Source organism: Leucobacter chromiireducens (assembly GCF_003917135.1).
Taxonomy (GTDB): Bacteria; Actinomycetota; Actinomycetes; order Actinomycetales; family Microbacteriaceae; genus Leucobacter; species Leucobacter chromiireducens_A.
In genome coordinates this window covers 85,945-110,861 of sequence record NZ_RPDI01000004.1, presented here as the reverse complement: position 1 = coordinate 110,861, position 24,917 = coordinate 85,945, and the positions used below count along the sequence as shown (strand labels likewise).

Sequence of the window (24,917 nt, the reverse complement as noted above, 5' to 3'; positions counted from 1 at the left end):
CTAGGCTGGGGCCATGCGCGCATGGGTGAGATGGCTGGCTCCGATCGCGGTGCTCGCACTCGCGGCGCTGCTCCGGTTCTGGGCGCTCGGCCGCCCGGGCACGCTCGTGTTCGACGAGCTCTACTACGTGCGCGACGCGATCAGCCAGCTCGCCAACGGCTTCCCGACGGTGTGGCCGGACGACGACCCGTCGATGGCCGGGGAGCGCGCGACCGCGTTCACCAGCGACCCGTCGAACGCGGTGCACCCGCCGCTCGGGAAGTGGCTGATCGGGATCGGGATCCTGGTCTTCGGCCCCGAGAGTGGCTGGGGCTGGCGCAGCGCGGCGGCGCTCGCCGGGGTGGCGACCGTCGGCATCGTGATGCGCCTGGGCTGGCTCATGTCGCGGAGCCTCGTCATCGCGTGCCTCGCCGGGCTGCTCCTCGCGATCGACGGCGTGCACGTGGTGCTCAGCCGGGTCGGGCTGCTCGACGGCTTCCTCGCGTGCTTCGTCGCGCTCGGCGCGCTGTTCGTGTGGCGCGATCAGCTCGCGCACGCCGCGCGCCTCGGCGGGGGCGGCGGGGGCGGCGGGGGCGGCGAGGGCAGCGCGGCCCGGATCCCGATCTGGTGGTGGCGGCCGTGGCTCATCGCGGCGGCGGTGGCGTTTGGCGCGGCAGCGGCCGTGAAGTGGTCTGGCCTGTACCCGCTCGCGTGCTTCCTCGTGTTCATCACCGTGCGCGACCTGCTCGCCAGGCTGCGGCTGCGCGAGCCTGGCGCGCTCTGGCGCGCGACGGCGCAGGCCGGCGCAACGGCGCTGATCGCGCTCCCCACTGCGGCCCTCACCTACCTGGCGAGCTGGACGGGCTGGATCGTGACCGCAGGCGGGTACACGCGCGCGCCCGGCGTGCCGTGGCCGGTGTCGCTCCTCACCTACCACCGCGAGATGCTCGCCTGGCACAGCACGCTGAGCGCGCCGCACCCGTACCAGGCGCACCCGCTGAGCTGGCCGCTCGCGCTGCGCCCCACGGGCATGTACGAGCAGCACTGGACGGAGGGCTGCCCGTTCACCGAGTGCGTCGCGGCGGTGTCGCCGCTGCCGAACGCGCTCGTGACGCTCGGCGGGGTTATCGCGCTCGGCGCGCTCGCGTGGTGGGCGGTGCGCGCGCTCTGGCGCGGCCGACAGCTCGGGGCGGTGCCGAGCGCCGCGCCGCAGCCCGCGCTCCCCCTCCCCTTCGCCGTCGCCGCTGGCTTCGTGCTCGTCGGCTACCTCTCGGGGTGGCTGCCCTGGGTCGCAACGGTGAGCCGCTCGGCGGTGTTCCAGTTCTACGCGGTGGTGCTCACCCCGTTCTCAGCGCTCGCGCTCGCGCTCTGCATCGGCGTGCTGTGCCGGATCGGCCCCGGCTTCGCCCCCGGCGCGGGATCCGGGCTGGCGCTTCGCCCGCTCGCCCCCGAGGCGCTGCTCGGGCGCCGCCTCGCCGCCTGCGTGTTCCTCGCGGTCGCGGTCGCGGTGGCACTGTTCTTCTTCCCGATCTGGTCTGGCCAGCCGGTGGCCGAGTGGTTCTGGCGCGCGCACATCTGGCTGCCCGGCTGGAACTAGCGCGGGATCCCGGCTGTGCGGGATCGCGGCCGCGCCGCGCGGGGTCGCTAGAGCAGGCGCCTGGCGAGCGCCCACGCGGTGAGCTCGTGCCGGTTGGAGAGCTGCAGCTTCCGCAGCACTTTCGACACGTGCGTCTCGACGGTCTTCACCGACAGGAACAGCTCTGCGGCGACCTCCTTGTACGCGTACCCGCGCGCGATCATCCGCATCACTTCCTGCTCGCGCGCGGTGAGCCGGTCGAGCTCGTCGTCGGCCGCTGCGGTCTCCCCGCCGCCTGCGCCGAACGCGTCGAGCACGAAGCCGGCGAGCCGCGGGGAGAACACCGCGTCGCCGCCCTGCACGCGCACGGCCGCGGCGGTGACCTCCGCGCCGGAGGCGGTCTTCGTGAGGTACCCGCGCGCGCCAGCGCGGATCACGCTCACGACGTCGTCGGCGGCGTCCGAGACGCTCAGCGCGAGCACGCGCGTCTCCGCCGCGGCGGGCAGCAAGGCGATGCGGCGCAGCACCTCGGCCCCGCCGCCGCCAGCGCCGCCGGGGAGGTGCACGTCGAGCAGCACCACATCGGGCGCGGTGTCCGCGATCACGGTGACCGCCTCATCAACGGTGGCGGCCTCAGCGACCACCTCGAGCTCGGGCCCGAGCTCGGCGCGCAGTCCCGTGCGAAAGATCTGGTGGTCGTCGACGATCACCACGCGGATCGGCGTGCGCGGTTCCGCCGCGGACTCCGCCCCTGATCCCGAACCTGATCCTGTGTCTGCCGCTGACGCGCTCATCGGGGCTCCTCCTGTGCTGTGGTCTGCTGCGCCGCTCCAGTGTCGCCGCTCGCGGCGCGCGGCATCGCGAGGCGCACCGAGGTGCCACCGCCCGGCCCCGGCACGATCCGCGCCGTGCCGCCAGCGCGCTCCATCCGGCCGAGGATCGACTCGCGCACGCCCATCCGGTCGGCCGGCAGCTCACTCGGGTCGAGCCCTGGCCCGCGGTCGGTGACGTCGATCGACACGCGCTCGCCGTTCGACTCGAGGTACACGGTGACGTCCCCGCCCGCGTGCCGTGCGGCGTTCAGCATGGCCTCCCGCGCGGCCGCGATGATCGCCTCCGGCGCGACGCCGGCTGCCCCCACCTCGACCACCTCGAAGCGCACCGCGTGGTGATCCTCCAGCGCGACCGCGTGCGCGCGCAACTCCTCCGCAGCGGCCTCGCGCTCGCGCGGCGGCGCGCCATCGGCCGTGCGGAACAGCCACTCGCGCAGCTCCCGCTCTTGCCCGCGCGCGAGCCGTGCAACCTCGCTGCCCGGGGCGGAGCGCTGCTGGATCAACGCGAGCGTCTGCAGCACGGAGTCGTGGAGGTGCGCGGCGATGTCGGAGCGCTCGGCCTCGCGTGCGCGCGCCGCGCGCTCGGCGATGAGCTCGCGGTTGACGCGCAGCAACCACGGCGCGATCGCGAGCGCGACGCCGGCGAGCACCGCGAACGCCGCGGTGATGACCGTCCACGCGTTCGGCTCGCGCGACGTGATGAAGAACATGAGCACCCCGGCGGCGACGAGCGCGACCGCCCCGAGCACGCGCGGCACCTGGTTGCGGTCGGGCCGATCCCGATCGGCGATCTGCCACCAGGTGAGGCCAACGCCGACGAGCACCGCCATCGTGGGGAGGAGCACCTCGAGGTTGACCTGCACGCCCAGCCGCACGAGCACGAACCCGATCCCGGCAACGAGCAGGCAGCCCCCGAGCAGCAGCTCGGCGATCGGCCACCGGCGCTCGCGCGCGGCCGGCTGGGATGGTGTGGCCGGCTGGGTGTCCGCTGGCTGCGGCGCGGCCGGCTGGGCCTGCGGTGCGAATGGCGTGGTTGGCGTGGTTGCCGGAACGGACGCTGCCGGCGCCGGCCGCGACGTGGAGCCGCGATCCGGCACCGCGGTGTCTGCGGCGAGCGCCTGCGCGCCCGGCTTCGTGAGCGCGCGACGGAGCGGCACGACGGGCTCACTCTCCCCCGCCTTCGGCACCGTCGCCCACAGCCACGCGTAGAGCAGCGCGCCAGCGCCGCCCATCACCGTGAGCGCCACCATCGTCACCCGCACGGCGGTCACCGGCACCCCGAGGTGCGCGGCGAGGCCGGCGCAGACTCCCGCGAGGAAGCGGTCATCGTTCGCGCGAACGAGGGGTGGGCGTGTCATGCTCCCATCCAAGCAGCATCCGGGCCGCCCGTGCGCGTGTGCCGGGGTTCTTCAGGGTCCGATCAGGGTGAACCCCCATAGCGACGCTCACAGGGTTCGCCCAGACTGGAAGCATGAACGATATCCCCTCCTCCGACTCCCCCGGCGGCCAGCCCACGGGCCAGCCGACCGGGCAGCCCACCGGGCCCCAGCCCGGCCAGCCGGCCGACCGCCCATTCGGCAGCGGCTTCTTCGCGTGGATCCGCGGACTCGGCATCGTGCGCGGCAACGAGCGCTGGTTCGCCGGCGTTGCCGGCGGCATCGCGGCACGCGCCGGGATCGACCCGCTCATCGTGCGAGGCCTCCTCGTGGTGCTCGCCATCCTCGGCGGCCCCGGCATCCTGCTCTACCTCCTCGGCTGGCTCCTCCTCCCCGATGTCACGGGACGCATCCACGTGGAGGACATGTTCCGGGGGCGAGCGTCGGCCGGGATCGTCACCGCGGCGGTAGTCATCGCCGCGCTCGTGGTGATTCCGGCGCTGTTCTCCTTCCTCTCCCCGACCGCAGCGCCGTTCAGCGTGTGGGGCTGGGGCGTGTGGAACGCGATGGGCATCCCCGAGTGGCTGCGTGCCACCATCGCCTGGCTGTTCTGGATCGCCATCATCGTTGGCGGCGTGCTCTGGCTCCGCGCCGTGATGCTGAAGCGCGGCAGGGCCGCGGCGGATCGCGGTGCCGGATCGCCGCAGGCGGACGGCGCCTCGGCGGCGGGCGCGGCGTCGGCGGGTGCGGCGGGTGCGGCGCCCGGCGCTTCGGGCGCTTCGGGCGCTCCCGGATCCCCAGCTGATTTTTCCGCGCAGACCCGCGCCTTCGCCGACCGCACCGAGGCCTACGCCCAGCGCGCCTCGGAGCAGGCGAGCGACTGGAGCCAGCGCGCCTCGGAGCAGGCAAGCGACTGGAGCAAGCGCGCCACCGAGCAGGCGACGCGGTGGAGCGACGAGGTCGGCAAGCAGGCCGACGAGTGGAGCGCGCGCTACGCCGAGCACCACGATGCGCACCGCATGGGCGCGGCACAGTCCGTCCTGACGCTCGCGCTCGCGCTGCTCGCGGGCGGCGGTGCCGCGGCGTGGGCGCTCGCTGGCTACTCGGTCGCGCCCACCACCGCATTCATCGTCGGGCTCACGGTCGCCGTCGCGGTGCTCGCGCTGTCGCTCATCGTCGCCGGGATCCGCGGCCGCCAGACCGGTTGGGTCGGCTTCCTCGCGACGTGCGGCGTCATCGCGCTGCTCGTCACCGTGGTGCTCCCCTGGGGCACGCGGTTCCAGCCCTTCGGCACCATGCACATCTCCGGCGCCGAGGCGCCCGCCACCGTGCTCCTCGCCGGCACCAGCGAGGTCGACCTCACCGTGCTCGACGACCGGACCCCCACCGGCGAATCGCTCGAGGTGTGGCAGCTCGCTGGCAACGTCGAGGTCGAGCTGCCGCGATACGCGCCAGCCGTGGTGGAGGTGCGCGTGCTCGCGGGGGCCATCATCGAGGACAGCGACGAGCCGCGCAACGCCGGCGGACCGCTGCTCTCGCGCACGATCACCGCGAACATGCCGACGGCGGGGAGCGCGGGCTTCGAGCGCGCGGCCGCCGAGGCTGCGCACGTCACCGTGACCCTCCTCGCCGGGCGCGTCGAGGTCTCGGGGATCCGGTCCGTCGCCGAGGACAGCGGCGCCGAGGAGCGGCTGCGGATCGAGGAGCAGCAGCGCGAGGCCGGCGCGACGATCGCGCGCGTTGAATCAGAGCTCGAACGCATCGAGTGGGAGTTGACGGAGCCCGGGCTGAGCGCCCGCGACACCGCGCGGCTCGAAGCCGCACGCGACGAGCTGCAGGACCAGCTCAGTGAGCTGAAGACGGAGGTCACCCGATGAACGAGCGCGAGCACACCCCGAACGGGGCGCCCGAGCAGCCGCCCATGTACGTGCCGGAGCGGGCGGCGGCGCCGGCTGTGGAGGCGGAGGTGGAGGCGGCGGCGCAGGCGCCCGAACAGCCGGCCGCGGCGACCTCAGTGCCAACGACCCCGTTCCCGCCGACGCCGCCGGTGCCGCAGGCACCACAGCGACCGGCGTCTCGGCGGCCAGCTCCGCGCACGAGCCCCATTGTGTGGGGCGCGCTCATCCTCGCGTTCTGCGGCTACATCGCGCAGCGCCTGCTGGGCACGGGCGGGATCGATCTGGCGACCTGGGTGGCCACGATCACGATCGGGCTGGGTGTGCTGCTGCTCGGTGTGGGTGCGGCGGTCCTGCTCCGCAACCGGCGGCGCTAGTGCCCCGCGCGGGCGCCCGTGCCCGCTCCGGCGCCCCGGCAACTTGCAGCGAGTCTGATCCGGTTCCGGACACGGAATCGGATCAGACCCGCACTAAGTATGGGTTTGGGGCAGGCCCGGCGACGGCACCGGATCACACCCGCCCCGGGACCGGATCGCACCCACACTAAGTGTGGGTTTGGGGCAGTTCCGGCGACGGGATCGGATCAGACTCACACTTAGTGCGGGTTTGGGGCAGTACCGCTAGGAGCGGACGCGCGGGATCTCGCGGGTCTGCGTGAAGATCCAGTGCAGCGGCACCTCGATCGACACCTTCGTGCCGCCGCCAGCGTCGGGCGCCCACACGATGCTGCCGCCGAGCTCCCCCTCCACCAGGGTGCGCACGATCTGGGTGCCGAGGCCATCACCGACGGTGCCACCGGGGAGCCCGGTGCCCGTGTCGACGACCTCGACCGACAGCCGCTCCTCGGTGCGGTCAGCGCGCACGAATACCGAGCCCTCGCGCCCGGCAAGGCCGTGCTCCACCGCGTTCGTGACGATCTCGGTGAGCGCCAGCGCGAGCGGCGTCGCGTACTCGGAGGGGAGCTCGCCGAACTCGCCCTCCTTGTGGGGGTGCACGGTCGTTCCGTGCAGGCTCGCCACCTCGGCCGCGAGGCCGACCACGCGCTCGAACACCTGATCAAAGTCCACGATCTGCGACAGCCCCGTGGACAGGGTGTCGTGCACGACGGCGATCGCTGCGACGCGGCGCATCGCCTGGCCGAGCACCTCCTTCGCTTCCTCGCTGCGGGCGCGACGCGCCTGCACGCGAAGCAGCGAGGCGACGGTCTGCAGGTTGTTCTTCACGCGGTGGTGAATCTCGCGAATCGTCGCGTCCTTCGTGATGAGCTCCTGCGCCTGCTGACGCAGCTCGGTCACGTCGCGGGTGAGCACGATGCCACCCACACGCTTCCCCTCGCGCACAACCGGGATCGAGCGGAGCGTCACGGTGCGACCGCGCGCGTCGATCTCCACGCGCTTCGCGATCTTTCCCTGCGCGATGAGCGGCAGCGACTCGTTCGTGTCGAACTGCCCCTTCACAATCTCGGCGAGCACCTCGGCGAAGTTCTCGCCCTCGATCTCGTCGCGGTAGCCGAGCGTCGTGAACGTGGTCTGCGTGTTCGGGCTCGCGAACGTCGCCTCACCGTCGAGGTTGATGCGCACCAGGCCGTCGGAAGCCCTCGGGGATCCCTGCTCGCCACCGCGGGTGTTGCCCGGCGCGGGGAAGAGCCCCTCCTGGATCATGTCGAGCAGGTCACCAGCGACCTCGCGGTAGGCCGCGCTGATGCGCGAGGCCGGCTGCGTGTCGGCGACGCTCGTGTGCACCGTGATCACGGCAAACGGGCCGTGCACCACGCCCTTCGCGTCGGTGCGGCTCACTGAATATGCCGTGAGACGCATGGGATTTTCCTCGTACCAGGCGGGTGAGGTCGACGCCGCACGCTCCCCGGTCTCGATCGCCTGGTCGACGAGCCCGCGCCAGTCCGGGCGCAGGAAATCACCGATGACGTCCCGGTAGAACAGCGTGACCGAACCAGCTGGCCGGCTGTGCGCGACGGCGAGGTAGTCCCCGTCGGTCGTCGGCACCCAGAGCACGACATCGCTGAGTGCGAGGTCCGCGAGGAGCTGCAGATCCAGTGTGAGCAGCTCAAGCCAGTCGGTCTCCTCCTCGCTGATGGAGGAGTACTTCGTCGCAAGGTTCCGGAGTGTGGCCACGTCACCAGAGTAGAGCACCTGAGGCGGTTCGAGCGGGGCCACGCGTGCGTGCGGCGCAAACGCCCTGTGCGCGGACACCGTTGACGCACGATAGCACCGACTTTCTAGTGTGGGCTGACGACACGACCGCACTCCCGGCCACACGGGCGACGCCGGGGGAACACCGCGCAGGGCACACATCACGGGAGTCGTGAAAGGACTTCGATGCTGTCCGCCTCAGGCGCTGCCCAGGATCCAGCCACGCCGCTTCCCCCGGCCGACACCGCGCACATCGCCGCCGCGCCCTCGCTGCAGCTCGTGCCAACGGCGGAGCCGCCGCCGCTCTCCCCCGCCGCGGTGCAGCGCATCGCGCTCAGCGCGTTCGAGGTACTCGAGGGCAGCCGCGCCATCGCGCAGCTCGCCGGCGCGGTCTCCCTTGAGGTGGCGCGGCAGCTCCGATTCCTCCGTGCGCTGCGCACGGAGCGTCGCACACTCCACCGCGACGCGCGGCGAATCGTCGCCTCACCGGGCCCACCGCACCTGAGCTCCCCGCGCGAGGGCGTGGTCGATGCCGCGGTCGTGCTGCACACCCCGGGGCGGGCGTACGCGGTCGCGCTGCGGTTCGAGCTGCGCTCGCAGCACTGGCGCGCGACGCATCTCACGGTGCTGTGAGGTGCGCGCCGCTCGGAGCCGGCACGTGGGGCGCGGGCCCCGCACACACAGCGATTCGGCGTATCCCAGCCCGGATACGACAGATGGGCTTGGATACGCCGAATCGCTTGGGATGGCGGACGCGGGCGGGCGGGCACCAGCGGACGCAAACGCCCCCGCAGCCCGCCAGCGCGCCCTACGCCTCCGCGCCGCCGCGCAGGCGCGACACCTCGTAGAGCGCAACGCTCGCCGCGATGCCGGCGTTCAGCGACTCGGTGACCGCGTGGATCGGGATCGACACGATCGCGTCGCACGTCTCGGTGACGAGGCGCGAGAGCCCCTTGCCCTCCGAGCCGATCACGATCACCATCGGGCGATCCGCGAGCTCCAGCCCGGGCAGCATGACGTCGCCGTCGCCGTCGAGGCCCACCACGAAGATGCCCTGCTTCTTGTATTCCTTGAGCGTCTGTGTGAGGTTCGACGCCATCGCGACCGGGATCCGAGCCGCGGCGCCCGCCGACGTCTTCCACGCCGCCGAGTTGAGGCCGGCGGAGCGGCGCTGCGGCACGATGACGCCCTGGCCGCCGAACGCACCTACGGAGCGGATGATCGCGCCCAGGTTGCGGGGATCGGTCACGCCGTCGAGCGCGACGATCAGCGGCGTCTCATCGCGGTCGATGATCTCGTCGAGCATCTCCATCGGGTGCGCGTAGGCCATCGGCGGCACCTTCAGCACGACGCCCTGGTGCACGGTGTCGCGCTCGGTCATGCGGTCCATCTCGGGGCGCATCACCTCGAGCACGGGCACGTTGCGGTTGGTGGCGAGGCGCAGGATCTCGCGCATGCGGTCGTCCATCTCGACGCGCGCGGCGATGTACAGGGTGGAGGCCGGGATCTTCGCGCGCAGCGCCTCGAGTACGGCGTTGCGGCCGGTCACGAGCTCCGACTCGTCCTTCTTGCGTGGCGCACCGGATCCGCGCCCGCGGTCGGTCGACTGGCCGGTGCGCGCGGCGTGGCGCTCCTTCGCCGCGACGAAGCGCTCGCGCGACTTCTTCGCCTTGTACGCCGAGTGGTACTCACGGTCCTCAGCCTTCGGCGTTGGGCCGCGCCCCTCGAGGGCCTGGCGGCCCTGTCCTCCGGAGCCGACGGCCTTGCCGAGCCCCTTCTTCCGGACGGCGCCGGTGCGGCTCTTCTTGTTACTCATGTCAGGCTCCAGCGGGTTCCAGTTGGGGTGTCTTCAAGTGCGATGCCCGCGTGCTGCAGGGTGTCGCGGATGGCGTCGCTCGCGGCGAAATCGCGTGCGGCGCGCGCGTCGGCGCGCTGCGCGATGAACGCGGCAACGAGGGTGTCGAGGGCGGCGTCGGCGTTCGATCCGGATCCGCCAGCTGCCGCACGCCAACTCGGGTCGCGCGGGTTGATGCCGAGCACATCGAGCATGGCGATCGCGTCGGCGAGCCGCGCGCCGGACGCGTCGGTGTCGCCGGCGTCGAGGGCGGTGTTCCCGGCGCGGACCGCGCCGTGGAGCACCGCGAGCGCCTGCGGCACCGCGAAGTCGTCGAGCATCGCCGCCGTGAACTCGGCGGGCAGCTCGGCGGCAGCGGCGGCGTGCAGCCCGGCGGCCTCCGCGCGCTCGAGGAAGCCCTCGATGCGCGAGAACGCCGCTTCCGCCTCGGCGAGCGAGCTCTCCGAGTAGTCGAGCACGGAGCGGTAGTGCGCGGCGCCGAGGTAGTAGCGCAGCACGATCGGCCGGGCCTGGGCGAGCAGATCCGCGGCGAACAGCGAGTTGCCGAGCGACTTCGACATCTTCTGGCCGCCCGTGTTCACGAGGCCGTTGTGCACCCAGTAGCGGGCGAAGCCGTGGCCGGCGGCCGTCGACTGGGCGAGCTCGTTCTCGTGGTGCGGGAAGCGGAGGTCGAGGCCGCCGCCGTGGATGTCGAATTCCTCGCCGAGGTAGCGCTGCGCCATGGCGGAGCACTCGATGTGCCAGCCGGGGCGGCCGCGGCCCCACGGCGACGGCCAGGATGCCGACTCGGGCTCCGTGTCCTTCGAGGCCTTCCAGAGGGCGAAGTCGCGGGGATCCCGCTTGCCGACCGGTTCCGAATCGGCGGCGTCCTCCATCTGGTCGCGGCGCTGCCGCGTGAGCGCGCCGTACTCGGGCCAGCTCGCGGTGTCGAAGTACACGCTCGCGGAGCCGTCGGCGGCGGGGTAGGCGTGCCCGCGTTCGATGAGCCGCTCGATGAGCGCGATCATCTCGGCGATGTTGGCGGTGGCGCGCGGCTCGTAGGTGGGGGCCTGCACCCCGAGCGCGTCATACGCCGCGGTGAACTCGCGCTCAATGCGGTACGCGAGCGCGAACCAGCTCTCGCTGCCACCGGCCTCCTGGCCGATGCGCGCGTTGTCGAGCACCTTGTCGTCGATGTCGGTGACGTTGCGAATCAGCGTGACGTCGTTGCCGGTTGCCGCAAACCAGCGGCGCATCTGGTCGTACACGAGCGCGCTCCGCAGGTGCCCGATGTGGGGCGAGGACTGCACCGTCGGACCACAGACGTAGAGGCCGACCCGTCCCGGTTCGCGGGGCTCGAAGTCGACGACCGCCTGCGCGCGGGAGTCATAGATGCGTTGCTTCACCCCTCAATCCTAACGTCCGCGGCCCGCTCCCCCGAGTGGGAGAAGCGGGCCGCGGAGCAGGCGCTCAGTCGAGCGAGCCGCTGAGGAAGAACTGCATCTGCTTCGCGACGCTCACCGCGTGGTCGCCGAAGCGCTCGTGGTAGCGGCTCGCGAGCGTCGCGTCGACCACACCGGTCGGGTTGTTCGCCAGCTTGTCGCTCAGCACCTTCTCGAACACCTTGGCGTGCAGCTCGTCCAGATCGTCGTCGAGGTCGCGCACCTCGTCGATCACGCGCGGATCCTGCGTGCGGAGCAGCTCCACGAGCTTGGCGGCCATCTCGACATCCAGTGCCGCCATGCGCACGAACGTCTTCGTGAGCCCCTTCGGTACGGCGCTCTCCGGGTAGCGGTAGCGCGCCAGCTGGGCGATGTGCTGCGCGAGATCCGCCATCCGCTCGAGCGACGCGCTCATGCGGAGCGCGCCGACGACGAGGCGCAGATCCGAGGCGACCGGCTGCTGCCTGGCCAGAATGTCGATCGCAAGCTGGTCCAGCTCGGCCGCGCGCTCCTCAATCTCGTCAACGCTGTCGATCACCTGCTCGGCAACCGCAACATCGGAGTTGCCGAACGCGCTCGTCGCGTTCTCGATCGCTTCCTCGACGAGCTCGGCAATCTTCACGAGCCGATCTTGCACCTCGCGCAGTTCCTGCTGAAACACTTCACGCATGCGGTTTCCTCTCTCTTTCGCGCCTCCGGGCACCCTCACCAGTGTGCGGCGCGACCGTGAACCGAGCCGCACGAGGAGGTGAACAACAGCTGAACTCTGCCGGTTCGCCCGACCCTCACCCGTACGATGAGAGACATGGACCCGGCTGTGCTCGTGCTCACCTCAACCGCACTCGGCGTGCTGGTCGGTGTTGGTACCACGCTAGCAATAGTGATGGCCCGCCGCGCGGGAGTGAAGCGCGCCGACGCGGTGCGGCCAGAACTCCCCGAGGTGGCCACCTCAATCCTCGACGAGATCGACACGTTCGCGGTGATTCTCGACTCCTCTCTCGCGCCCGTGTACGCGAACCCCACGGCGCGCGAGGAGCGGCACATCGGCGACGCCGAGCTCGCCGATCCGGAGTTTCTGAGCCGCGTGCGCCGGGTCATGTCGACCGGGATCCCGGACACCCACGAGCCAGACCCCAGCAACCCCGCAGACACCGTGCGGATGCACATCGTTCGCTTCCAGCGCCGCTTCGTGCTCATCCTCGCGGAGGACCAGGGCGAAGAACAGCGCGTGAACGCGATGCGCCGCGACTTCATCGCGAACGTGAGCCACGAGCTCAAGACCCCGATCGCCGCGATCGGGCTGCTCGCGGAGGCCACCCAGCAGGCGGCCGACGAGCCCGAGCTCGTGCGCGATTTCTCGAAGAGCCTCGTCAAGGAGTCGCGCCGCCTCGGCGAGCTCTCGCGCGACATCATCCAACTCTCCGAGGCGCAGTCGGCGCTCCGCCCTGAGGATCGCGAGCCGGTTTCGCTGCGGGATCTCGTGCGTGCCGAGGTGGACTCACACCGTTCGTTCGCCGGGCAGCACGGGGTCGAGCTCGTCGTCACCGATGAGTCGTCGGCCGCTGACGCGTCGATCATGGGACGCCCCACCTCGCTCGCCTCCGCGGTCGCGAATCTCCTCTCGAACGCGATCCGGCACTCCCCAGAGGGTGGCCGCGTCGGCGTCGGCATGAGTTCGGACAAGCAGAGCTTCACCGTCACCGTCACCGACCAGGGCGAGGGCATCGCCGCCGAGCACCTACCGCGCATCTTCGAGCGGTTCTACCGGGTCGACGGCGCGCGCACCCGTGGCGACGGCGGCACGGGCCTCGGCCTGAGCATTGCGCGGCACACGATGCGGGCGCACGGCGGCGACATCGACGTGTGGTCGCAGCCGGGCGTCGGCTCGAGCTTTACCCTCACGTTCCCCGTGCACGACGCGGCGGCACCGGAGAAGGGGGCGAAGCGCATGAAGAAGGCGAAGCGCGCCGCTCGCGCCGCGGCACGCGCAGCCGCCCCAGCTCCCGCCGCAGCCGCCGCGGCTGCCGCTACCGAACCGTCTTCCGCACCGAACTCAGCCTCCCAGAAGGGATCCCGATAGTGGCCCAGCACATCCTGCTCGTCGAGGACGAGGAATCGATCTCACGCCCACTCGCGTTTCTGCTCGAGCGGGAGGGCTACCGCGTCACCGTCGTGAACGACGGCACCACGGCCCTCACCGAGTTCGGCACCGCGCAGCCGGACCTCGTGCTCCTCGATCTGATGCTGCCGAGCCTGCCAGGCACCGAGGTGTGCCGCGCGATTCGGCTCACCTCGCAGGTGCCGATCATCATGCTGACCGCGAAGGACAGCGAGATCGACATCGTCGTCGGGCTTGAGCTCGGCGCCGACGACTACATCACGAAGCCGTACTCGACGCGCGAGCTCCTCGCCCGCGTGCGCGCGGCGCTCCGCCGCACCGGAACGCAGGAGGAGGAGCGGGAGAGCGTTGACGCGTTCGTCCTCGATGAGCACGGCATCCGGCTCGACTCCGAGCGCCACTCGGTGACCGTCCGCGGTGAGGAGATCGCGATGCCGCTTCGCGAGTTCGAGCTGCTCGAGATGCTGATGCGACACTCCGGCCGGGTGCTCACCCGCGGCCAGCTGATCGACCGCGTGTGGGGCAGCAACTACTACGGCGACACGAAGACCCTCGACGTGCACGTGAAGCGAATTCGCGCGCGGATCGAGGAGGAGGCCTCGCAGCCGAAGCTCATCTCCACGGTGCGCGGCGTCGGCTACCGCTTCGGATAGCCGGGATCCCGCCCTGCGTGCTCGCCGGGGTCATGGGTCAAATGACCGATGCGGAGCTCCGCCCAGCGCCCATAAGCTGTGGTGCGGGTGAGCAGTCGAGGCTCACCGTTTTCTTGGGGGATGCATGAGCGACGCGGGTGCCGTCAGTACGAACACCGAGACCACCGGAAGGAGACCGCGCCGCAGACTGGGCGGGCTGAGCATTCAATCGAAACTGCTCGTCATGCTGCTGGGCGTGAGCCTGATCTCCTCCATCGTCGTTGGGGCGATCGGCTTCGTGAACGGCAGGCAATCGCTGCACAGCGCGGCGGTCGACCAGCTCACCACGATCCGTTCGATGCGCGCCACCGAGATCGAGAATGCCGTGCGGGCGTTCCGGCTCGACGCGTCACTGCAGTCGCGCAACCTCAGCGCGCAGACGCTGTCGCGCGAGATGAACGCCGCCTTCGACGACCTCGCGAGCTCCGTCACGATCGACGAGGCCGCCGACGAGCGGCTCGCCGCGTACTACGCCGACGCGTTCATTCCGCAGCTGGAGGCGCGCGCCGACCAGTCGTACGGCGACAGCGCGTTCATCCCCGAATCGACCGCTGGCAAGTATCTGCAGCTGCAGTACACGGTGAAGAACACCGACTTCGACGCCGACTACGACACGCTGCTGCGCACCAACGACACCGGCGACGGCACCCGGTACTCCGCGACGGCGGAGCGCTACGGCGACTACTTCACGCGCCTCATCGATCAGGCGGGGTATGAGGACGCGCTGCTGCTCAACCTCGACGGTGACGTGGTGTTCTCCGCGTTCAAGGGGACGGAGCTCGGCACCAACATCAACACCGGCCCGTACCGTGAGTCGGCGCTCACCGATGAGTATCAGGCCGCCATCGCGACGAACAGCGTCAACACGGTCATGATGACCGACTTCGAACGCTGGATCCCATCGCTCAACGTTCCGGCGCTGTGGGTCGTGTCCCCCGTCGGCAACGACAGCGGGATCACCGGCGCGATCGCATTCCAGGTGTCGATCGACCGCATCAACGATGTGATGACCGGCGATGAGCTCTGGGCCGAGCAGGGGCTCGGGAAGACCGGCGAGGTGTATCTCGTCGGCCGCGACGGGCTGATGCGCAGCAACTCGCGCCGGCTGATCGAGGATCCGGACACCTACGCGCAGCGCGCGATCAACGGCGGCAACTCGCCGGAGACCGCCCAGCGCATCGTCGATGTCGGCGGCACCACCATGCTGCAGCGGGTGAACACGCAGGCCGTCGAGTCCTCGAAGGCCGGGGAATCGGGCGCGATCGTCGGCCGCGACTACATCGGTGGCGAGAGCATCACCGCGTACGCGCCGCTCGAGATCGAGGACGTGGACTGGATGATCGTCGCGCGCATCGACACCGACGAAGCGTTCGCGCCGGTGTCGACGTTCACGCGCAACGTGCTGCTCTCGCTCCTGGGCATCATGGTCGCCGTCTCGCTGCTGTCGCTGGTCCTCGCGCAGGTGTTCACCCGGCCGATCCGTCGCCTCGTCGACGCGACGCACCGCATCGCCGAGGGCGACCTCGACGTGCGCGTCCCCGAGCACTCACGCGACGAGTTCGGCGGGCTGGGCAGCGCGTTCAACGACATGGCGTCGAGCCTGCGCCTCAAGCAGGACCTCCTCGAGGAGCAGCGCGTCGAGAACGAGAAGCTGCTCCACACGCTCATGCCCGAGAGCGTTGCGGCGCGCTACAAGCAGGGCGACGAGACGATCTCGGAGGCGCACGAGAAGGTCTCCGTGGTGTTCGCCGAGCTCGTCGGCTTCGACGAGTACGCGCGCGGCCTCAGCCCCGAGGAGGAGGTCAGCCAGCTGAACGCGCTGATGCGAGGGTTCGACGAGGCAGCTGAGAAGGCGGGAGTCGAGAAGGTGCGCACGCTCCGCGGCGGCTACCTCGTCTCCTCCGGCCTCGTGGTCCCACGCGTGGACAACGTGCGCCGCAGCGTCGAGTTCGCCCGCTCGCTGCTCACCGTCGTCGAGCGGTTCAACGCGCAGAACCGGTCGAGCATCTCGGTGCGCGCCGGTGTCGACACGGGAACGGTGACGAGCGGTCTCGTCGCGCGCACCTCGCTCGCCTACGACCTCTGGGGCGACGCGGTGAGCCTCGCGTACCGCGTGCGCTCGGTCACGGGGGATCCCGGTGTCTACGTCAGCCAGACGGTGTACGAGCGCACGCAGGAGATCTTCGAGTTCACGGAGGCCGGCACCGTCGAGTCGCACGGCAAGACCGAGACCGTCTGGAAGGTCGCCTAGCATGGCCGAGCTCTTCAGCCAGGCCTGGACCTGGTGGGTCATCGCGCTCGCTGTGATCGTGCCGGTGGTGCTCGTCGGCCTCACCGAGCTCATCACGGCGCTGTCGCGCCGAAATCACCCGCTCGCTGGGCCGATGCGGTTGCTGCGCAACTGGGTGATCCCCGCGGGCGCGGTGTTCGCGCTGCTCGGCTTCGCGATGCGATCCCCAGCGGATCTCGTCTGGGTGAGGATCGCCGCGACGGTCTTCGGGTTCCTCGTGATCCTGCTGGTGCTCTCCTCGTTCAACGCTGCGCTCTTCGCCAACGCGAGGCAGGGGTCCTGGCGCGAGCGCATCCCGTCGATCTTCATTGAGATCGGTCGGCTCGCGCTCGTGGTGGTGGGCCTCGCGATCCTCTTCTCCTGGGTGTGGAAGGCGGATGTTGGCGGGCTCTTCGCCGCGCTCGGCGTCACCTCCATCGTGATCGGCCTCGCGCTCCAGAACGCGGTCGGCGGGGTCATCTCGGGCCTGCTGCTCTTGTTCGAGCAGCCGTTCAAGATCGGCGACTGGCTCGACACCGGCAGCGTGCGCGGGCGCGTCGTCGAGGTGAACTGGCGCGCGGTGCACATTGATACCGGATCCGGGATCCAGATCGTGCCGAACTCCACGCTGTCCGGCGCGTCGTTCACGAACCTCAGCGAGCCCGACGGGCCGTACGCGGCAACGACCGCGGTGAAGTTCACCACCGACGATCCGCCGCACGAGGTGATCGCGCTGCTCCGCGACGTGGCGAACGGGCTCCCCCAGCGGCGGCAGGACGAGCCGGTCGCCGTCGAGTACGGCGGCAACGGCGCGTTCGAGGTCACGATCCCCGTCGACGGGCCTGCGGACGCGCAGCGCGCGCAAACGCTGTACCTGTCCTGGCTCTGGTACGCGGCACGCCGGCGCGGCTTCGCCCTCGACGGCGATTCGACCGATCCGATCGCCGAGCCAGAGCGGCTCGAGGCGGCCGTCGAGGCGGTCGCCCCAACGCTGCACCTCCGCGAGGAGGGCCGCGCGCTGCTCCTCGCCACCGCGCGTCTCGTGCGCTACGGCGTCGGCGAGGTGGTGCTCCCCACCGGGGCCATCCCCGATGCCGTGTACATCGTGATCTCGGGGCGCGCCTCGATCGCGCTCGAAGCGGAGGGTGGCCGGCTCGAGTTCACCGCAGCGACGGCGGGGGACCTGCTCGGCCTCACCGCGCTCACGCGCGAGCCCTCGCAGTCCGTCGCGGTGGCCGGCGAGATCCTCACCCTGCTCAGGATCCCGATCGCGACGCTCGACGAGCTGATCGCGAATCGGCCGCGGCTCGCGACGGAGATTGGCGAGTCGCTCGAACTCAAGCGCAAGCTCGCGGCAGAGGCGGCCGCGACGCTGCGGCTCTCCGCCGGGAGGGCATAGTCGGCGTCCCGGTGCCGGCGGGGAGCCGCCGGCACCGGGACCGCGGAGCGCCGGGCGCTCGTGTCGGTGGCTGCCGATAGCCTGATCGCGTGACCACGCAGCCAGTTCCTCCCGTGCCCCAGCGCGCGGCGACGGCGTGGGTGCTCGGCGAGTCCGCAGCAGCGGAGATCACCGCGCTCCCGCTCGATGGCGCGGGTGAGCAGGTAGAGCTCAGCCAGGCAGAGCTCCCCGGTTTCGTCGCCGAGCGCGAGGCCGCAGGCACGGTTCGCTGGGTGTGGAGTGACACGGCGCACTGGTACCCGCGGCTCCTCGCGGCGGGCGTGCGCGTTGCGCGCTGCCACGACCTCCGGCTCTGCCACGCGATCCTGGCGAGATCGGAGCGCGTCCCTGATCCCGCACCGCTGCGCGCGGCGACCGCGTGGGACGTGCCGTTCGTGCCGCCGGAGGCGCCTGCCACCGATCCGGCGGTGCCCACCCTGTTCGATCTCGCCGCGACACCGCCGCCCTCCGCGACCGCGGTGCCGCACGACTGGGAGGCCGCGCGGGCCGAGTGGCTTCGGCAGCGTGATGCCAGCGCGGCGGACGGTGGCCTGCGCATGCTGCTCGCCGCCGAGTCGGCCGGCGCCCTCATCGCGGCCGAGATGAGCGACGCCGGCCTCCCCTGGGACACCTTGGAGCACGAGCGCATCCTCGAAGCGCAGCTGGGCCCGCGGCCACCGCTCCACGTGAAACCGGCGCGCATGCTCGAACTCGCCGAAGCGGTGCGCCTGGCGCTCGGCGACCCGAGCGCCAGCCTCGATTCCCCGCCGAAGCTCGTCCGCGCGCTCCGCCGAGCCGGCATCGACGTCGCATCCACCTCGCAGTGGGAGCTGATGGAGCACGAGCACCCGGCGATCGCGCCGCTGTTGCACTACAAGAAGCTCGCGCGCCTCCTCTCGGCAAACGGCTGGGCGTGGCTCGACGAGTGGGTGCGCGACGGGAGGTACCGGCCGGTGTACGTGCCAGGCGGCGTGCCGACCGGGCGCTGGGCGTCGAGCGGCGGCGGTGCCCTCCAGATCCCCAGGCAGCTCCGCCCCGCGCTCCGCGCCGATCCCGGCTGGCGACTCATCACCGCCGACGTGTCGCAGCTGGAGCCGCGCGTCCTCGCGGCGCACGCCGGGGATCACGCGCTTGCCGCTGCCGCGCGCGGCACCGACCTCTACACCGGCGTGGTGCAGTCCGGCGCCGTTGCTACGCGCGAGGAGGCGAAGTTCGCCATGCTCGGCGCCATGTACGGGGCGACCACCGGCGAGTCCGGCAGGCTCGCGCCGCGCCTTCGCCGCAGCTACCCCACCGCGATGGCCCTCGTCGACCAGGCCGCGGCCACCGGGGAGCGCGGCGGCAGCGTGAGCACGCGCCTCGGGCGCACCTCCCCGCGGCCGGAACCCGAGTGGTTCGACACGCAGGCGCGCGCGAGCCTGCCTGGCGCCACCGGCGCGGACGAGGCGCACGCGCGGCGCTCGGCCCACGAGTTCGGCCGCTTCACCCGCAACTTCGTGGTGCAGGGCACCGCGGCCGAGTGGGCGCTCACCTGGCTCGCGAGCCTCCGCGGTCGCCTGGCCGAGCTGCCCGAGATCACGGACGCCCCGCAGGCGCCGGCATCGGGGCCGCTCTTCGCACGCCGCGCGCACCTGGTGTTCTTCCTCCACGACGAGGTCATCGTGCATGCCCCGCACGAGCAGGCCGAGCGCGCGGCCGGTGCGGTGCGTGCGGCCGCCGACGATGCGGCGCGCCTCCTCTTCCCCGGCGCCCCCATCGACTTCCCACTCGACCTCGCCATCGTCACCCGCGCTTCCGCGAAGTAGCGGCAGTGCGCGGGGGAACGCACGAACGCCCCCGAGGATCACTCCTCGGGGGCGTTCGGCGCGGGCGCTGCGGCTAGTTGCCTGCGGCCTCCGCGTCGTCCTCGGTGGCCACGGCCTCCTGCGCGAAGTCTGCGGGGAGCACGTAGTCGCGGTACTCAGCGAGCGTGCCGTCGAGCACGGGCACCTGGTGCTCAACCTCGGCGGAGCCAGCCTGCTGGAAGTACGCGTCGACCGTCTGGCCGGGGGTCACCCCGGGGAGCGTCACGAGCACCGGGGCTTCCTCGCCCGCCGGGTTGCCGAAGAGCGTGTTGCCGGTCGGCACGGTGAACTCGGCGCGCGCCTGCTGCGTGCCCTCGTTCATGAACGTCACCGCGAGCTCCTGCTCAGCGCCCGTGAGGTTCACGGCACCGAAGACCACGTTGAAGTTCTCGCCGCTCTCGTCAGCGATCAGCATGATGTTGCGCACATCGACACCCTCGACGTTGACGTCGACGCCGTCGCTCGGAGCGTAGGGCTTGAGCGTTCCCTGCGGGGCGATCAGGCTGCATCCGGTCGCGCCCAGGGCGAGGGCCGCCGCGATCGCAATAGACGAGGCAATCCGAATCTTCAAGGTGGTCCTCCGAGCCGTGGGCGAATCTGTGCGTGTGCTCCACTGTACCGGCGCACACAGTCAACTCTCATCATACCCGCCCCCGCGCTGGGGCTGCAGCTTAGGCAAGCCTAACCCCGGAGGTGTGAGGTGTGGTATCCTAGTGGTTGGACTGTAAAGGAGCCACTCGATGCAATTTGAGGTCGGAGAGACCGTCGTCTACCCCCACCACGGCGCAGCCAAGATCATCGAGGTGAAGAAGCGCAAGCTGGGCGGCGAGGAAAAGCTTTTCCTGAAGCTGCAGGTCAACCAGGGCGATCTCACCATTGAGGTTCCCGCCGAGAACTGCGATCTCGTCGGCGTTCGCGACGTGATCGACAAGGAAGGCCTGGAGCGCGTGTTTGAGGTGCTTCGCGCCCCCTTCACCGAGGAGCCGACGAACTGGTCCCGCCGCTACAAGGCCAACCTTGAGAAGCTCGCATCCGGTGACGTGATCAAGGTGTCCGAGGTCGTGCGCGACCTGTGGCGTCGAGATCAGGAGGTTCGCTCGCTCTCCGCGGGAGAGAAGCGCATGCTCGCGAAGGCGCGGCAGATCCTCGTGTCGGAGCTCGCACTCGCGGAGAAGACTGATGAGGAAAAGGCTGGCGCCGTCCTCGATGAGGTGCTCGCTTCCTGAGCATCGGCAACGCCGGAACACAACGCCCCGCACTCGCTGCGGGGCGTTGTGTTTTCGCCACGGGTACGCTGGGACTATGAGCGCGCATCACTCTGACTCTGCGACACACCGACTCCCCACGCTCGGGGTGATCCTGGTGGGTGCCGGCGCCGGCCGCCGGCTCGGCGCCGAGATCCCGAAAGCGTTTGTGGAGCTGCGCGGGCGCACCCTGATCGAGTTCGGCATCAGCGTCGTCACCTCGCTCCCGCACGCGGGACACCTCGTGCTCGTGATCCCCGAGGCGCGCGCACCGCAAACGCTCGAACTCGTTGACACGATCCTGCCGCGCGACTCCGAGTGGAGCGTCTCCGTGGTGGCCGGCGGCCGCGAGCGCCACGAGTCCGTGCGCTTCGGCCTGGAGGCCCTGCCGAGCAGCGTTGAGACGGTGCTCGTGCACGACGCCGCGCGCCCCTTCGCGAGCGCCGAACTGTTCGAGCGCGTCGCCGCCGAGGTTGCGCGCACCGGCGACTCCGTGGTGCCAGCGCTGCCCGTCGCCGACACGCTCAAGCGCGTCGGCAGCGACGGGGTGGTACACGACACCGTCGACCGCGCGCCCCTGGTCGCTGTGCAGACCCCGCAGGGGTTCCCCCGCGAGCTGCTCGCTGCCGCGCACTCGGCCCGCCCGGACGGCGCGGGCGACGCGCTGCCCACCGACGACGCCGAAGTCGTACAGCGCTTCGGCGGGCAGGTGCGCACGGTCCCCGGCGAGCTGCGCGCGCACAAGCTCACCACCCAGGAAGACCTCCCGATCCTCGACTACTTCCTCACCGCGAACGCGCTCGGCCTCGGGGCGGACGCATGATCCGGGTCGGCAACGGCTTCGATGTGCACGCCTACGACAGCTCAGCGCCGCTCTGGCTGGCCGGTCTGGAGTGGCCGGGCGAGCCGGGGCTGTCCGGGCACAGCGACGGCGACGCGGTGTGCCACGCGGTGGTCGACGCACTGCTGTCGGCCGCCGGCCTCGGGGACATCGGCGGCCTGGTCGGCGTCGACGAGCCGGGAACCGAGGGCGCCGCGAGCACCGGCTTCGTGCGGCTCGCGCTCGAGCGGCTCGCGGCGTCCGGCTTCGCGCCGGTGAACGTGAGTGTGCAGATCGTCGGCAACCGGCCGCGGTTCGCCGCGCGCCGGGAGGAGGCGCAGCGCGTCATGAGCGAGCTGGTCGGCGCCCCGGTGTCGCTGTCGGCGACCACCACCGATCGGCTGGGCTTCACGGGCCGCGGCGAGGGCCTCGCGGCGATTGCGACGGCGCTGATCGAGCGGCGCGAGCGCCCCTGAGCCCCGTTCTCGCCCAGCCTCCAGCCATTTAGTGCGAGTTTGATCCGGTTCAGGCGCACCGTACCGGATCAGACTCGAAGCAATCCGGTGAAGCGGAGGGCCGGGCGGCAGGAAGGGGCGGAGCGACCGGAGGCGGAGCGACCGGAGGCGGAGCTCCCGGGACCGGAGCACCCGGAACCGGAGCCCCCGGAGCCCCCGGGCCCTACGCCGCGTAGCCGCCGACGAGGCGCACCGCGCCGCCGTCGACGCCCTTCGCGCCCTGCTCGAAGCCGGCGAAGTCGCGCGCAGCGCTCGAGACGGTGCCGGCCACCCAGGTGTCGAGCCCCTCGGCGGTGAGCGCGGCGGCCACCTGCGGCGCCTGATCAGCCGCCACCACCGCGAACATCCCGACGCCGAGGTTCCAGGCGCCCTCGAGCGACTCGAGCGAGTGCCCGCCGAGCTCGGCGAGGTGGCGGAACACGGGAAGCGGGGACCACGTGGCGCGATCCACCTCGACCCAGGTGCCCTGTGGCAGCACGCGCGCGAGGTTCGCCGCGATGCCGCCACCCGTGACGTGGCTCAGCATGTGGATCGCCCCGTCGAGCGCGGGATCCTCCAGCACGCGCAGCAGCGGCCCGGTGTAGAGCGCGGTGGGCGTGAGGAGCGCCTCGCCGTAGCTCGCGCCGAGCTCCGCGCTGTGGTCGTGGTACCCGATCCCGCGCTCCGCGAGGATGTGGCGCACGAGCGAGAAGCCGTTCGAGTGCAGGCCGGAGGCCGCCATCGCGAGCACCACGTCGCCGTCCTGCACGCGCGAGGGCTGCAGCATCTTGTCGGCCTCAACCACGCCGGTTGCCGCGCCGGCGACGTCGTAGTCGTCCGGGCCGAGCAGGCCGGGGTGCTCGGCGGTCTCGCCACCGACGAGCGCGGTGCCCGTCGCAGAGCAGGCCTCGGCGATGCCGCGCACGATGTCGGCGATGCGCTCGGGAACGAGCTTGCCGCACGCGATGTAGTCGGTCATGAACAGGGGCTTCGCGCCAACGACGACGATGTCGTCGACGACCATCGCGACGAGGTCCTGGCCGATGGTGTCGTGCTTGTCCATCGCCTGCGCGATCGCGACCTTCGTGCCGACACCGTCGGTCGACGAGGCGAGCAGCGGCCGCGTGTACCCGGTGAGGGCGCTCGCGTCGAACATGCCGGCGAAGCCGCCGACGCCTCCGAGCACCTCGGGGCCGTGCGTGCGGGTCACCGCAGACTTCATCAGTTCGACGGCAAGGTCACCCGCCGCGGTATCCACTCCGGACTGGGCATAGATCGACGCGTTTTCGCTCACAGCAGTGAGTCTACCGTGCCTGCAGCGCCGCCCAGGGTGTGGGAGACTAGTCGGGCGCCGGTCTGGCGCACCACCCAGTTCTCAGGGAGCACCACAACGCATGTGCGGCATCGTCGGTATCGTCTCGTCCGAACCCGTCAACCAGCAGATCTACGACAGCCTGACCCTGCTGCAGCACCGCGGCCAGGACTCGACCGGGATCGCGACGCTTGAGGGCGACTTCTTCCACATGGTGAAGGCGAAGGGGCAGGTGCGTGAGGCGTACCGCACCCGCGACATGCGCCGCCTCGCCGGCACGGTGGGCCTCGGCCACGTGCGCTACGCCACCCGCGGCAACGCGGCCCGCGAGGAGGAGGCGCAGCCGTTCTACGTCGGCGCCCCCTACGGCATCATCCTCGTGCACAACGGCAACCTGACGAACACGCGTGAGCTCACCGCCGAGCTCTACAACGTGGATCGCCGCCACCTGAACACGCACTCGGACACCGAGCTGCTCCTCAACGTGCTGGCCAACGAGCTGCAGGCCGGCATCTCCGGCCTCTCCCTCGACGAGGATCAGATTTTCGACGCGGTCTCGCGCGTCCACGAGCGCGTCGAGGGCTCCTACGCCACGATCGCGCTGATCGCCGGCTACGGCCTGCTCGCCTTCCGCGATCCGTTCGGGATCCGCCCGCTGGTGCTCGGCAAGCGCACGGGCGCGACGGGCCGTGACGAGTGGGTCGTCGCCTCGGAGTCGCTCGTGCTCGAGTCGGGCGGCTACGAGATCGTGCGCGACGTCGCACCCGGCGAAGCGATCCTGATCACCCCCGACGGGGCGATGACCTCGCGGCAGTGCGCGCGCAACCCGCGCCTCGTGCCGTGCGCGTTCGAGTACATCTACCTCGCCCGCCCCGACTCGGTGCTGAGCGGGATCTCCGTGTACGACGCCCGCCTGCGTCTCGGCGAGACCCTCGCGGAGCAGGTGGCCCGCGAGATCCCCACCGGCGACATCGACGTCGTGATGCCGATCCCCGATTCGGGCCGACCGAGCGCGATGCAGATGGCGCAGCAGCTGAACATCCCCTACCGCGAGGGCTTCTTCAAGAACCACTACGTCGGCCGCACGTTCATCATGCCCGGTCAGGCGGTGCGCAAGCGGAGCGTGCGCCAGAAGCTGAACGCCATGAGCGTCGAGTTCGCCGGCAAGAACGTGCTCCTCGTCGACGACTCGATCGTGCGCGGCACCACCTCGAAGGAGATCGTGGAGATGGCGCGCGCTGCCGGGGCGCGGAGCGTCACGTTCGCGTCGGCGGCTCCCCCGGTGCTGTTCCCGCACGTCTACGGCATCAACATGCCCACCCGCACCGAGCTCATCGCGCACGACCGCACGAACGAGCAGATCAACGCGGCGCTCGGCAGCGACGCGCTCGTCTACCAGACGGTCGAGGGCATGAACCGCGGGATCCTCGCCGGGCAGTCAGCCGTCACCGAGCTCGAGGCGAGCTGCTTCACGGGCGAGTACGTTGCCGGCAACATCGACGCCGAGTACCTCGCCTGGGTGGAGGCCACGCAGGAGAGCTGATCCGGCACGGAAAACGCCGCGGGCGCTGATCCTCATCGAGTGGGATCAGCGCCCGCG

19 protein-coding genes and 1 pseudogene are annotated in these 24,917 nt (G+C 71.1%); 12 read left to right on the top strand and 8 right to left on the bottom strand.

Features of this window, described 5'->3' with window-relative positions; genetic code table 11:
* Positions 1-13 precede the first annotated feature (13 nt).
* Complete coding sequence (locus EGM46_RS03280) at positions 14-1,576, top strand: phospholipid carrier-dependent glycosyltransferase (protein WP_241156151.1); 1,563 nt, start codon at positions 14-16, stop codon at positions 1,574-1,576.
* A gap of 47 nt (positions 1,577-1,623) precedes the next feature.
* Here the strand turns inward: EGM46_RS03280 and EGM46_RS03275 are convergent, their stop codons facing one another.
* The gene (locus EGM46_RS03275; protein WP_125098741.1) at positions 1,624-2,349 is read right to left on the bottom strand and encodes a response regulator; all 726 of its coding nucleotides are present in this window, start codon (positions 2,347-2,349) and stop codon (positions 1,624-1,626) included.
* The gene (locus EGM46_RS03270; protein ID WP_125098740.1) at positions 2,346-3,746 is read right to left on the bottom strand and encodes an ATP-binding protein; all 1,401 of its coding nucleotides are present in this window, start codon (positions 3,744-3,746) and stop codon (positions 2,346-2,348) included. The genes EGM46_RS03275 and EGM46_RS03270 overlap by 4 nt, the downstream gene beginning before the upstream one ends.
* A gap of 113 nt (positions 3,747-3,859) precedes the next feature.
* Here EGM46_RS03270 and EGM46_RS03265 point away from each other — a divergent pair, with 113 nt between their 5' ends.
* Positions 3,860-5,641 (top strand): PspC domain-containing protein, encoded by a 1,782-nt coding sequence (locus tag EGM46_RS03265; protein ID WP_125098739.1) that lies wholly within the window; start codon positions 3,860-3,862, stop codon positions 5,639-5,641.
* Positions 5,638-6,036 (top strand): hypothetical protein, encoded by a 399-nt coding sequence (locus EGM46_RS03260; protein ID WP_125098738.1) that lies wholly within the window; start codon positions 5,638-5,640, stop codon positions 6,034-6,036. Before EGM46_RS03265 ends, EGM46_RS03260 begins: the two co-directional genes overlap by 4 nt.
* Positions 6,037-6,279: 243 nt before the next feature.
* Here the strand turns inward: EGM46_RS03260 and EGM46_RS03255 are convergent, their stop codons facing one another.
* Positions 6,280-7,791: a sensor histidine kinase gene (locus EGM46_RS03255; protein ID WP_125098737.1), complete on the bottom strand. Its 1,512-nt coding sequence runs from the start codon at positions 7,789-7,791 to the stop codon at positions 6,280-6,282.
* 204 nt (positions 7,792-7,995) lie between these two features.
* Here EGM46_RS03255 and EGM46_RS03250 point away from each other — a divergent pair, with 204 nt between their 5' ends.
* Complete coding sequence (locus EGM46_RS03250) at positions 7,996-8,442, top strand: Rv3235 family protein (RefSeq protein ID WP_125098736.1); 447 nt, start codon at positions 7,996-7,998, stop codon at positions 8,440-8,442.
* A 175-nt stretch (positions 8,443-8,617) separates the two neighbouring features.
* On the opposite strand, the gene rlmB is transcribed toward EGM46_RS03250, so the two are convergent.
* From rlmB to phoU, 3 genes are all read right to left on the bottom strand, one after another.
* On the bottom strand, positions 8,618-9,625 hold the full coding sequence (rlmB, locus tag EGM46_RS03245; protein ID WP_125098735.1) for a 23S rRNA (guanosine(2251)-2'-O)-methyltransferase RlmB: 1,008 nt from the start codon (positions 9,623-9,625) through the stop codon (positions 8,618-8,620).
* Positions 9,622-11,049 carry a cysteine--tRNA ligase gene (cysS, locus tag EGM46_RS03240; RefSeq protein ID WP_125098734.1) on the bottom strand — a complete coding sequence of 476 codons (1,428 nt, stop codon included), beginning with the start codon at positions 11,047-11,049 and terminating at the stop codon, positions 9,622-9,624. The genes rlmB and cysS overlap by 4 nt, the downstream gene beginning before the upstream one ends.
* 64 nt (positions 11,050-11,113) lie before the next feature.
* Positions 11,114-11,755 (bottom strand): phosphate signaling complex protein PhoU, encoded by a 642-nt coding sequence (phoU, locus tag EGM46_RS03235; protein WP_125098733.1) that lies wholly within the window; start codon positions 11,753-11,755, stop codon positions 11,114-11,116.
* Positions 11,756-11,890: 135 nt separating this feature from the next.
* Here phoU and EGM46_RS03230 point away from each other — a divergent pair, with 135 nt between their 5' ends.
* The 5 genes from EGM46_RS03230 (at position 11,891) to EGM46_RS03210 (ending at position 19,408) form a co-directional block, all read left to right on the top strand.
* Positions 11,891-13,165 (top strand): sensor histidine kinase, encoded by a 1,275-nt coding sequence (locus EGM46_RS03230; RefSeq protein WP_125098732.1) that lies wholly within the window; start codon positions 11,891-11,893, stop codon positions 13,163-13,165.
* Complete coding sequence (locus tag EGM46_RS03225) at positions 13,165-13,857, top strand: response regulator transcription factor (protein ID WP_125098731.1); 693 nt, start codon at positions 13,165-13,167, stop codon at positions 13,855-13,857. The genes EGM46_RS03230 and EGM46_RS03225 overlap by 1 nt, the downstream gene beginning before the upstream one ends.
* Positions 13,858-13,981: 124 nt before the next feature.
* On the top strand, positions 13,982-16,147 hold the full coding sequence (locus EGM46_RS03220) for an adenylate/guanylate cyclase domain-containing protein (RefSeq protein ID WP_125098730.1): 2,166 nt from the start codon (positions 13,982-13,984) through the stop codon (positions 16,145-16,147).
* A 1-nt stretch (position 16,148) separates the two neighbouring features.
* Positions 16,149-17,564, top strand: coding sequence for a mechanosensitive ion channel domain-containing protein (locus tag EGM46_RS03215; RefSeq protein ID WP_125098729.1), 1,416 nt, complete (start codon positions 16,149-16,151; stop codon positions 17,562-17,564).
* An 89-nt stretch (positions 17,565-17,653) separates the two neighbouring features.
* Positions 17,654-19,408, top strand: coding sequence for a bifunctional 3'-5' exonuclease/DNA polymerase (locus tag EGM46_RS03210; protein WP_164512798.1), 1,755 nt, complete (start codon positions 17,654-17,656; stop codon positions 19,406-19,408).
* Positions 19,409-19,481: 73 nt separating this feature from the next.
* Here the strand turns inward: EGM46_RS03210 and EGM46_RS03205 are convergent, their stop codons facing one another.
* Complete coding sequence (locus tag EGM46_RS03205) at positions 19,482-20,018, bottom strand: DNA modification methylase (RefSeq protein ID WP_125098728.1); 537 nt, start codon at positions 20,016-20,018, stop codon at positions 19,482-19,484.
* Positions 20,019-20,187: 169 nt separating this feature from the next.
* Here EGM46_RS03205 and EGM46_RS03200 point away from each other — a divergent pair, with 169 nt between their 5' ends.
* Both EGM46_RS03200 and ispD read left to right on the top strand, forming a co-directional pair.
* Complete coding sequence (locus EGM46_RS03200) at positions 20,188-20,673, top strand: CarD family transcriptional regulator (RefSeq protein WP_025134787.1); 486 nt, start codon at positions 20,188-20,190, stop codon at positions 20,671-20,673.
* Between the two features lie 76 nt (positions 20,674-20,749).
* Positions 20,750-21,987, top strand: a pseudogene (gene ispD / locus EGM46_RS15175) (2-C-methyl-D-erythritol 4-phosphate cytidylyltransferase).
* Positions 21,988-22,189: 202 nt separating this feature from the next.
* Here the strand turns inward: ispD and purM are convergent.
* Positions 22,190-23,299 carry a phosphoribosylformylglycinamidine cyclo-ligase gene (gene purM, locus EGM46_RS03180; RefSeq protein ID WP_125098725.1) on the bottom strand — a complete coding sequence of 370 codons (1,110 nt, stop codon included), beginning with the start codon at positions 23,297-23,299 and terminating at the stop codon, positions 22,190-22,192.
* Positions 23,300-23,399: 100 nt separating this feature from the next.
* On the opposite strand from purM, the gene purF reads away from it, so the two are divergent.
* A complete protein-coding gene (gene purF, locus EGM46_RS03175; protein ID WP_125098724.1) occupies positions 23,400-24,860 on the top strand; it encodes an amidophosphoribosyltransferase in 1,461 nt (486 codons plus the stop codon).
* The last annotated feature ends 57 nt before the right edge of the window (positions 24,861-24,917 follow it).

Bases quoted from the DNA above. Each gene is read 5' to 3' on its own strand.
- EGM46_RS03260 (WP_125098738.1), top strand. From the start codon at position 5,638: ATGAACGAGCGCGAGCACACCCCGAACGGGGCGCCCGAGCAGCCGCCC.
- EGM46_RS03265 (WP_125098739.1), top strand. From the start codon at position 3,860: ATGAACGATATCCCCTCCTCCGACTCCCCCGGCGGCCAGCCCACGGGC.
- EGM46_RS03200 (WP_025134787.1), top strand. From the start codon at position 20,188: ATGCAATTTGAGGTCGGAGAGACCGTCGTCTACCCCCACCACGGCGCA.
- EGM46_RS03270 (WP_125098740.1), bottom strand. From the start codon at position 3,746: ATGACACGCCCACCCCTCGTTCGCGCGAACGATGACCGCTTCCTCGCG.
- EGM46_RS03220 (WP_125098730.1), top strand. From the start codon at position 13,982: ATGAGCGACGCGGGTGCCGTCAGTACGAACACCGAGACCACCGGAAGG.
- EGM46_RS03275 (WP_125098741.1), bottom strand. From the start codon at position 2,349: ATGAGCGCGTCAGCGGCAGACACAGGATCAGGTTCGGGATCAGGGGCG.
- EGM46_RS03250 (WP_125098736.1), top strand. From the start codon at position 7,996: ATGCTGTCCGCCTCAGGCGCTGCCCAGGATCCAGCCACGCCGCTTCCC.
- EGM46_RS03230 (WP_125098732.1), top strand. From the start codon at position 11,891: ATGGACCCGGCTGTGCTCGTGCTCACCTCAACCGCACTCGGCGTGCTG.
- rlmB (WP_125098735.1), bottom strand. From the start codon at position 9,625: ATGAGTAACAAGAAGAGCCGCACCGGCGCCGTCCGGAAGAAGGGGCTC.
- phoU (WP_125098733.1), bottom strand. From the start codon at position 11,755: ATGCGTGAAGTGTTTCAGCAGGAACTGCGCGAGGTGCAAGATCGGCTC.
- EGM46_RS03280 (WP_241156151.1), top strand. From the start codon at position 14: ATGCGCGCATGGGTGAGATGGCTGGCTCCGATCGCGGTGCTCGCACTC.
- EGM46_RS03215 (WP_125098729.1), top strand. From the start codon at position 16,149: ATGGCCGAGCTCTTCAGCCAGGCCTGGACCTGGTGGGTCATCGCGCTC.
- purF (WP_125098724.1), top strand. From the start codon at position 23,400: ATGTGCGGCATCGTCGGTATCGTCTCGTCCGAACCCGTCAACCAGCAG.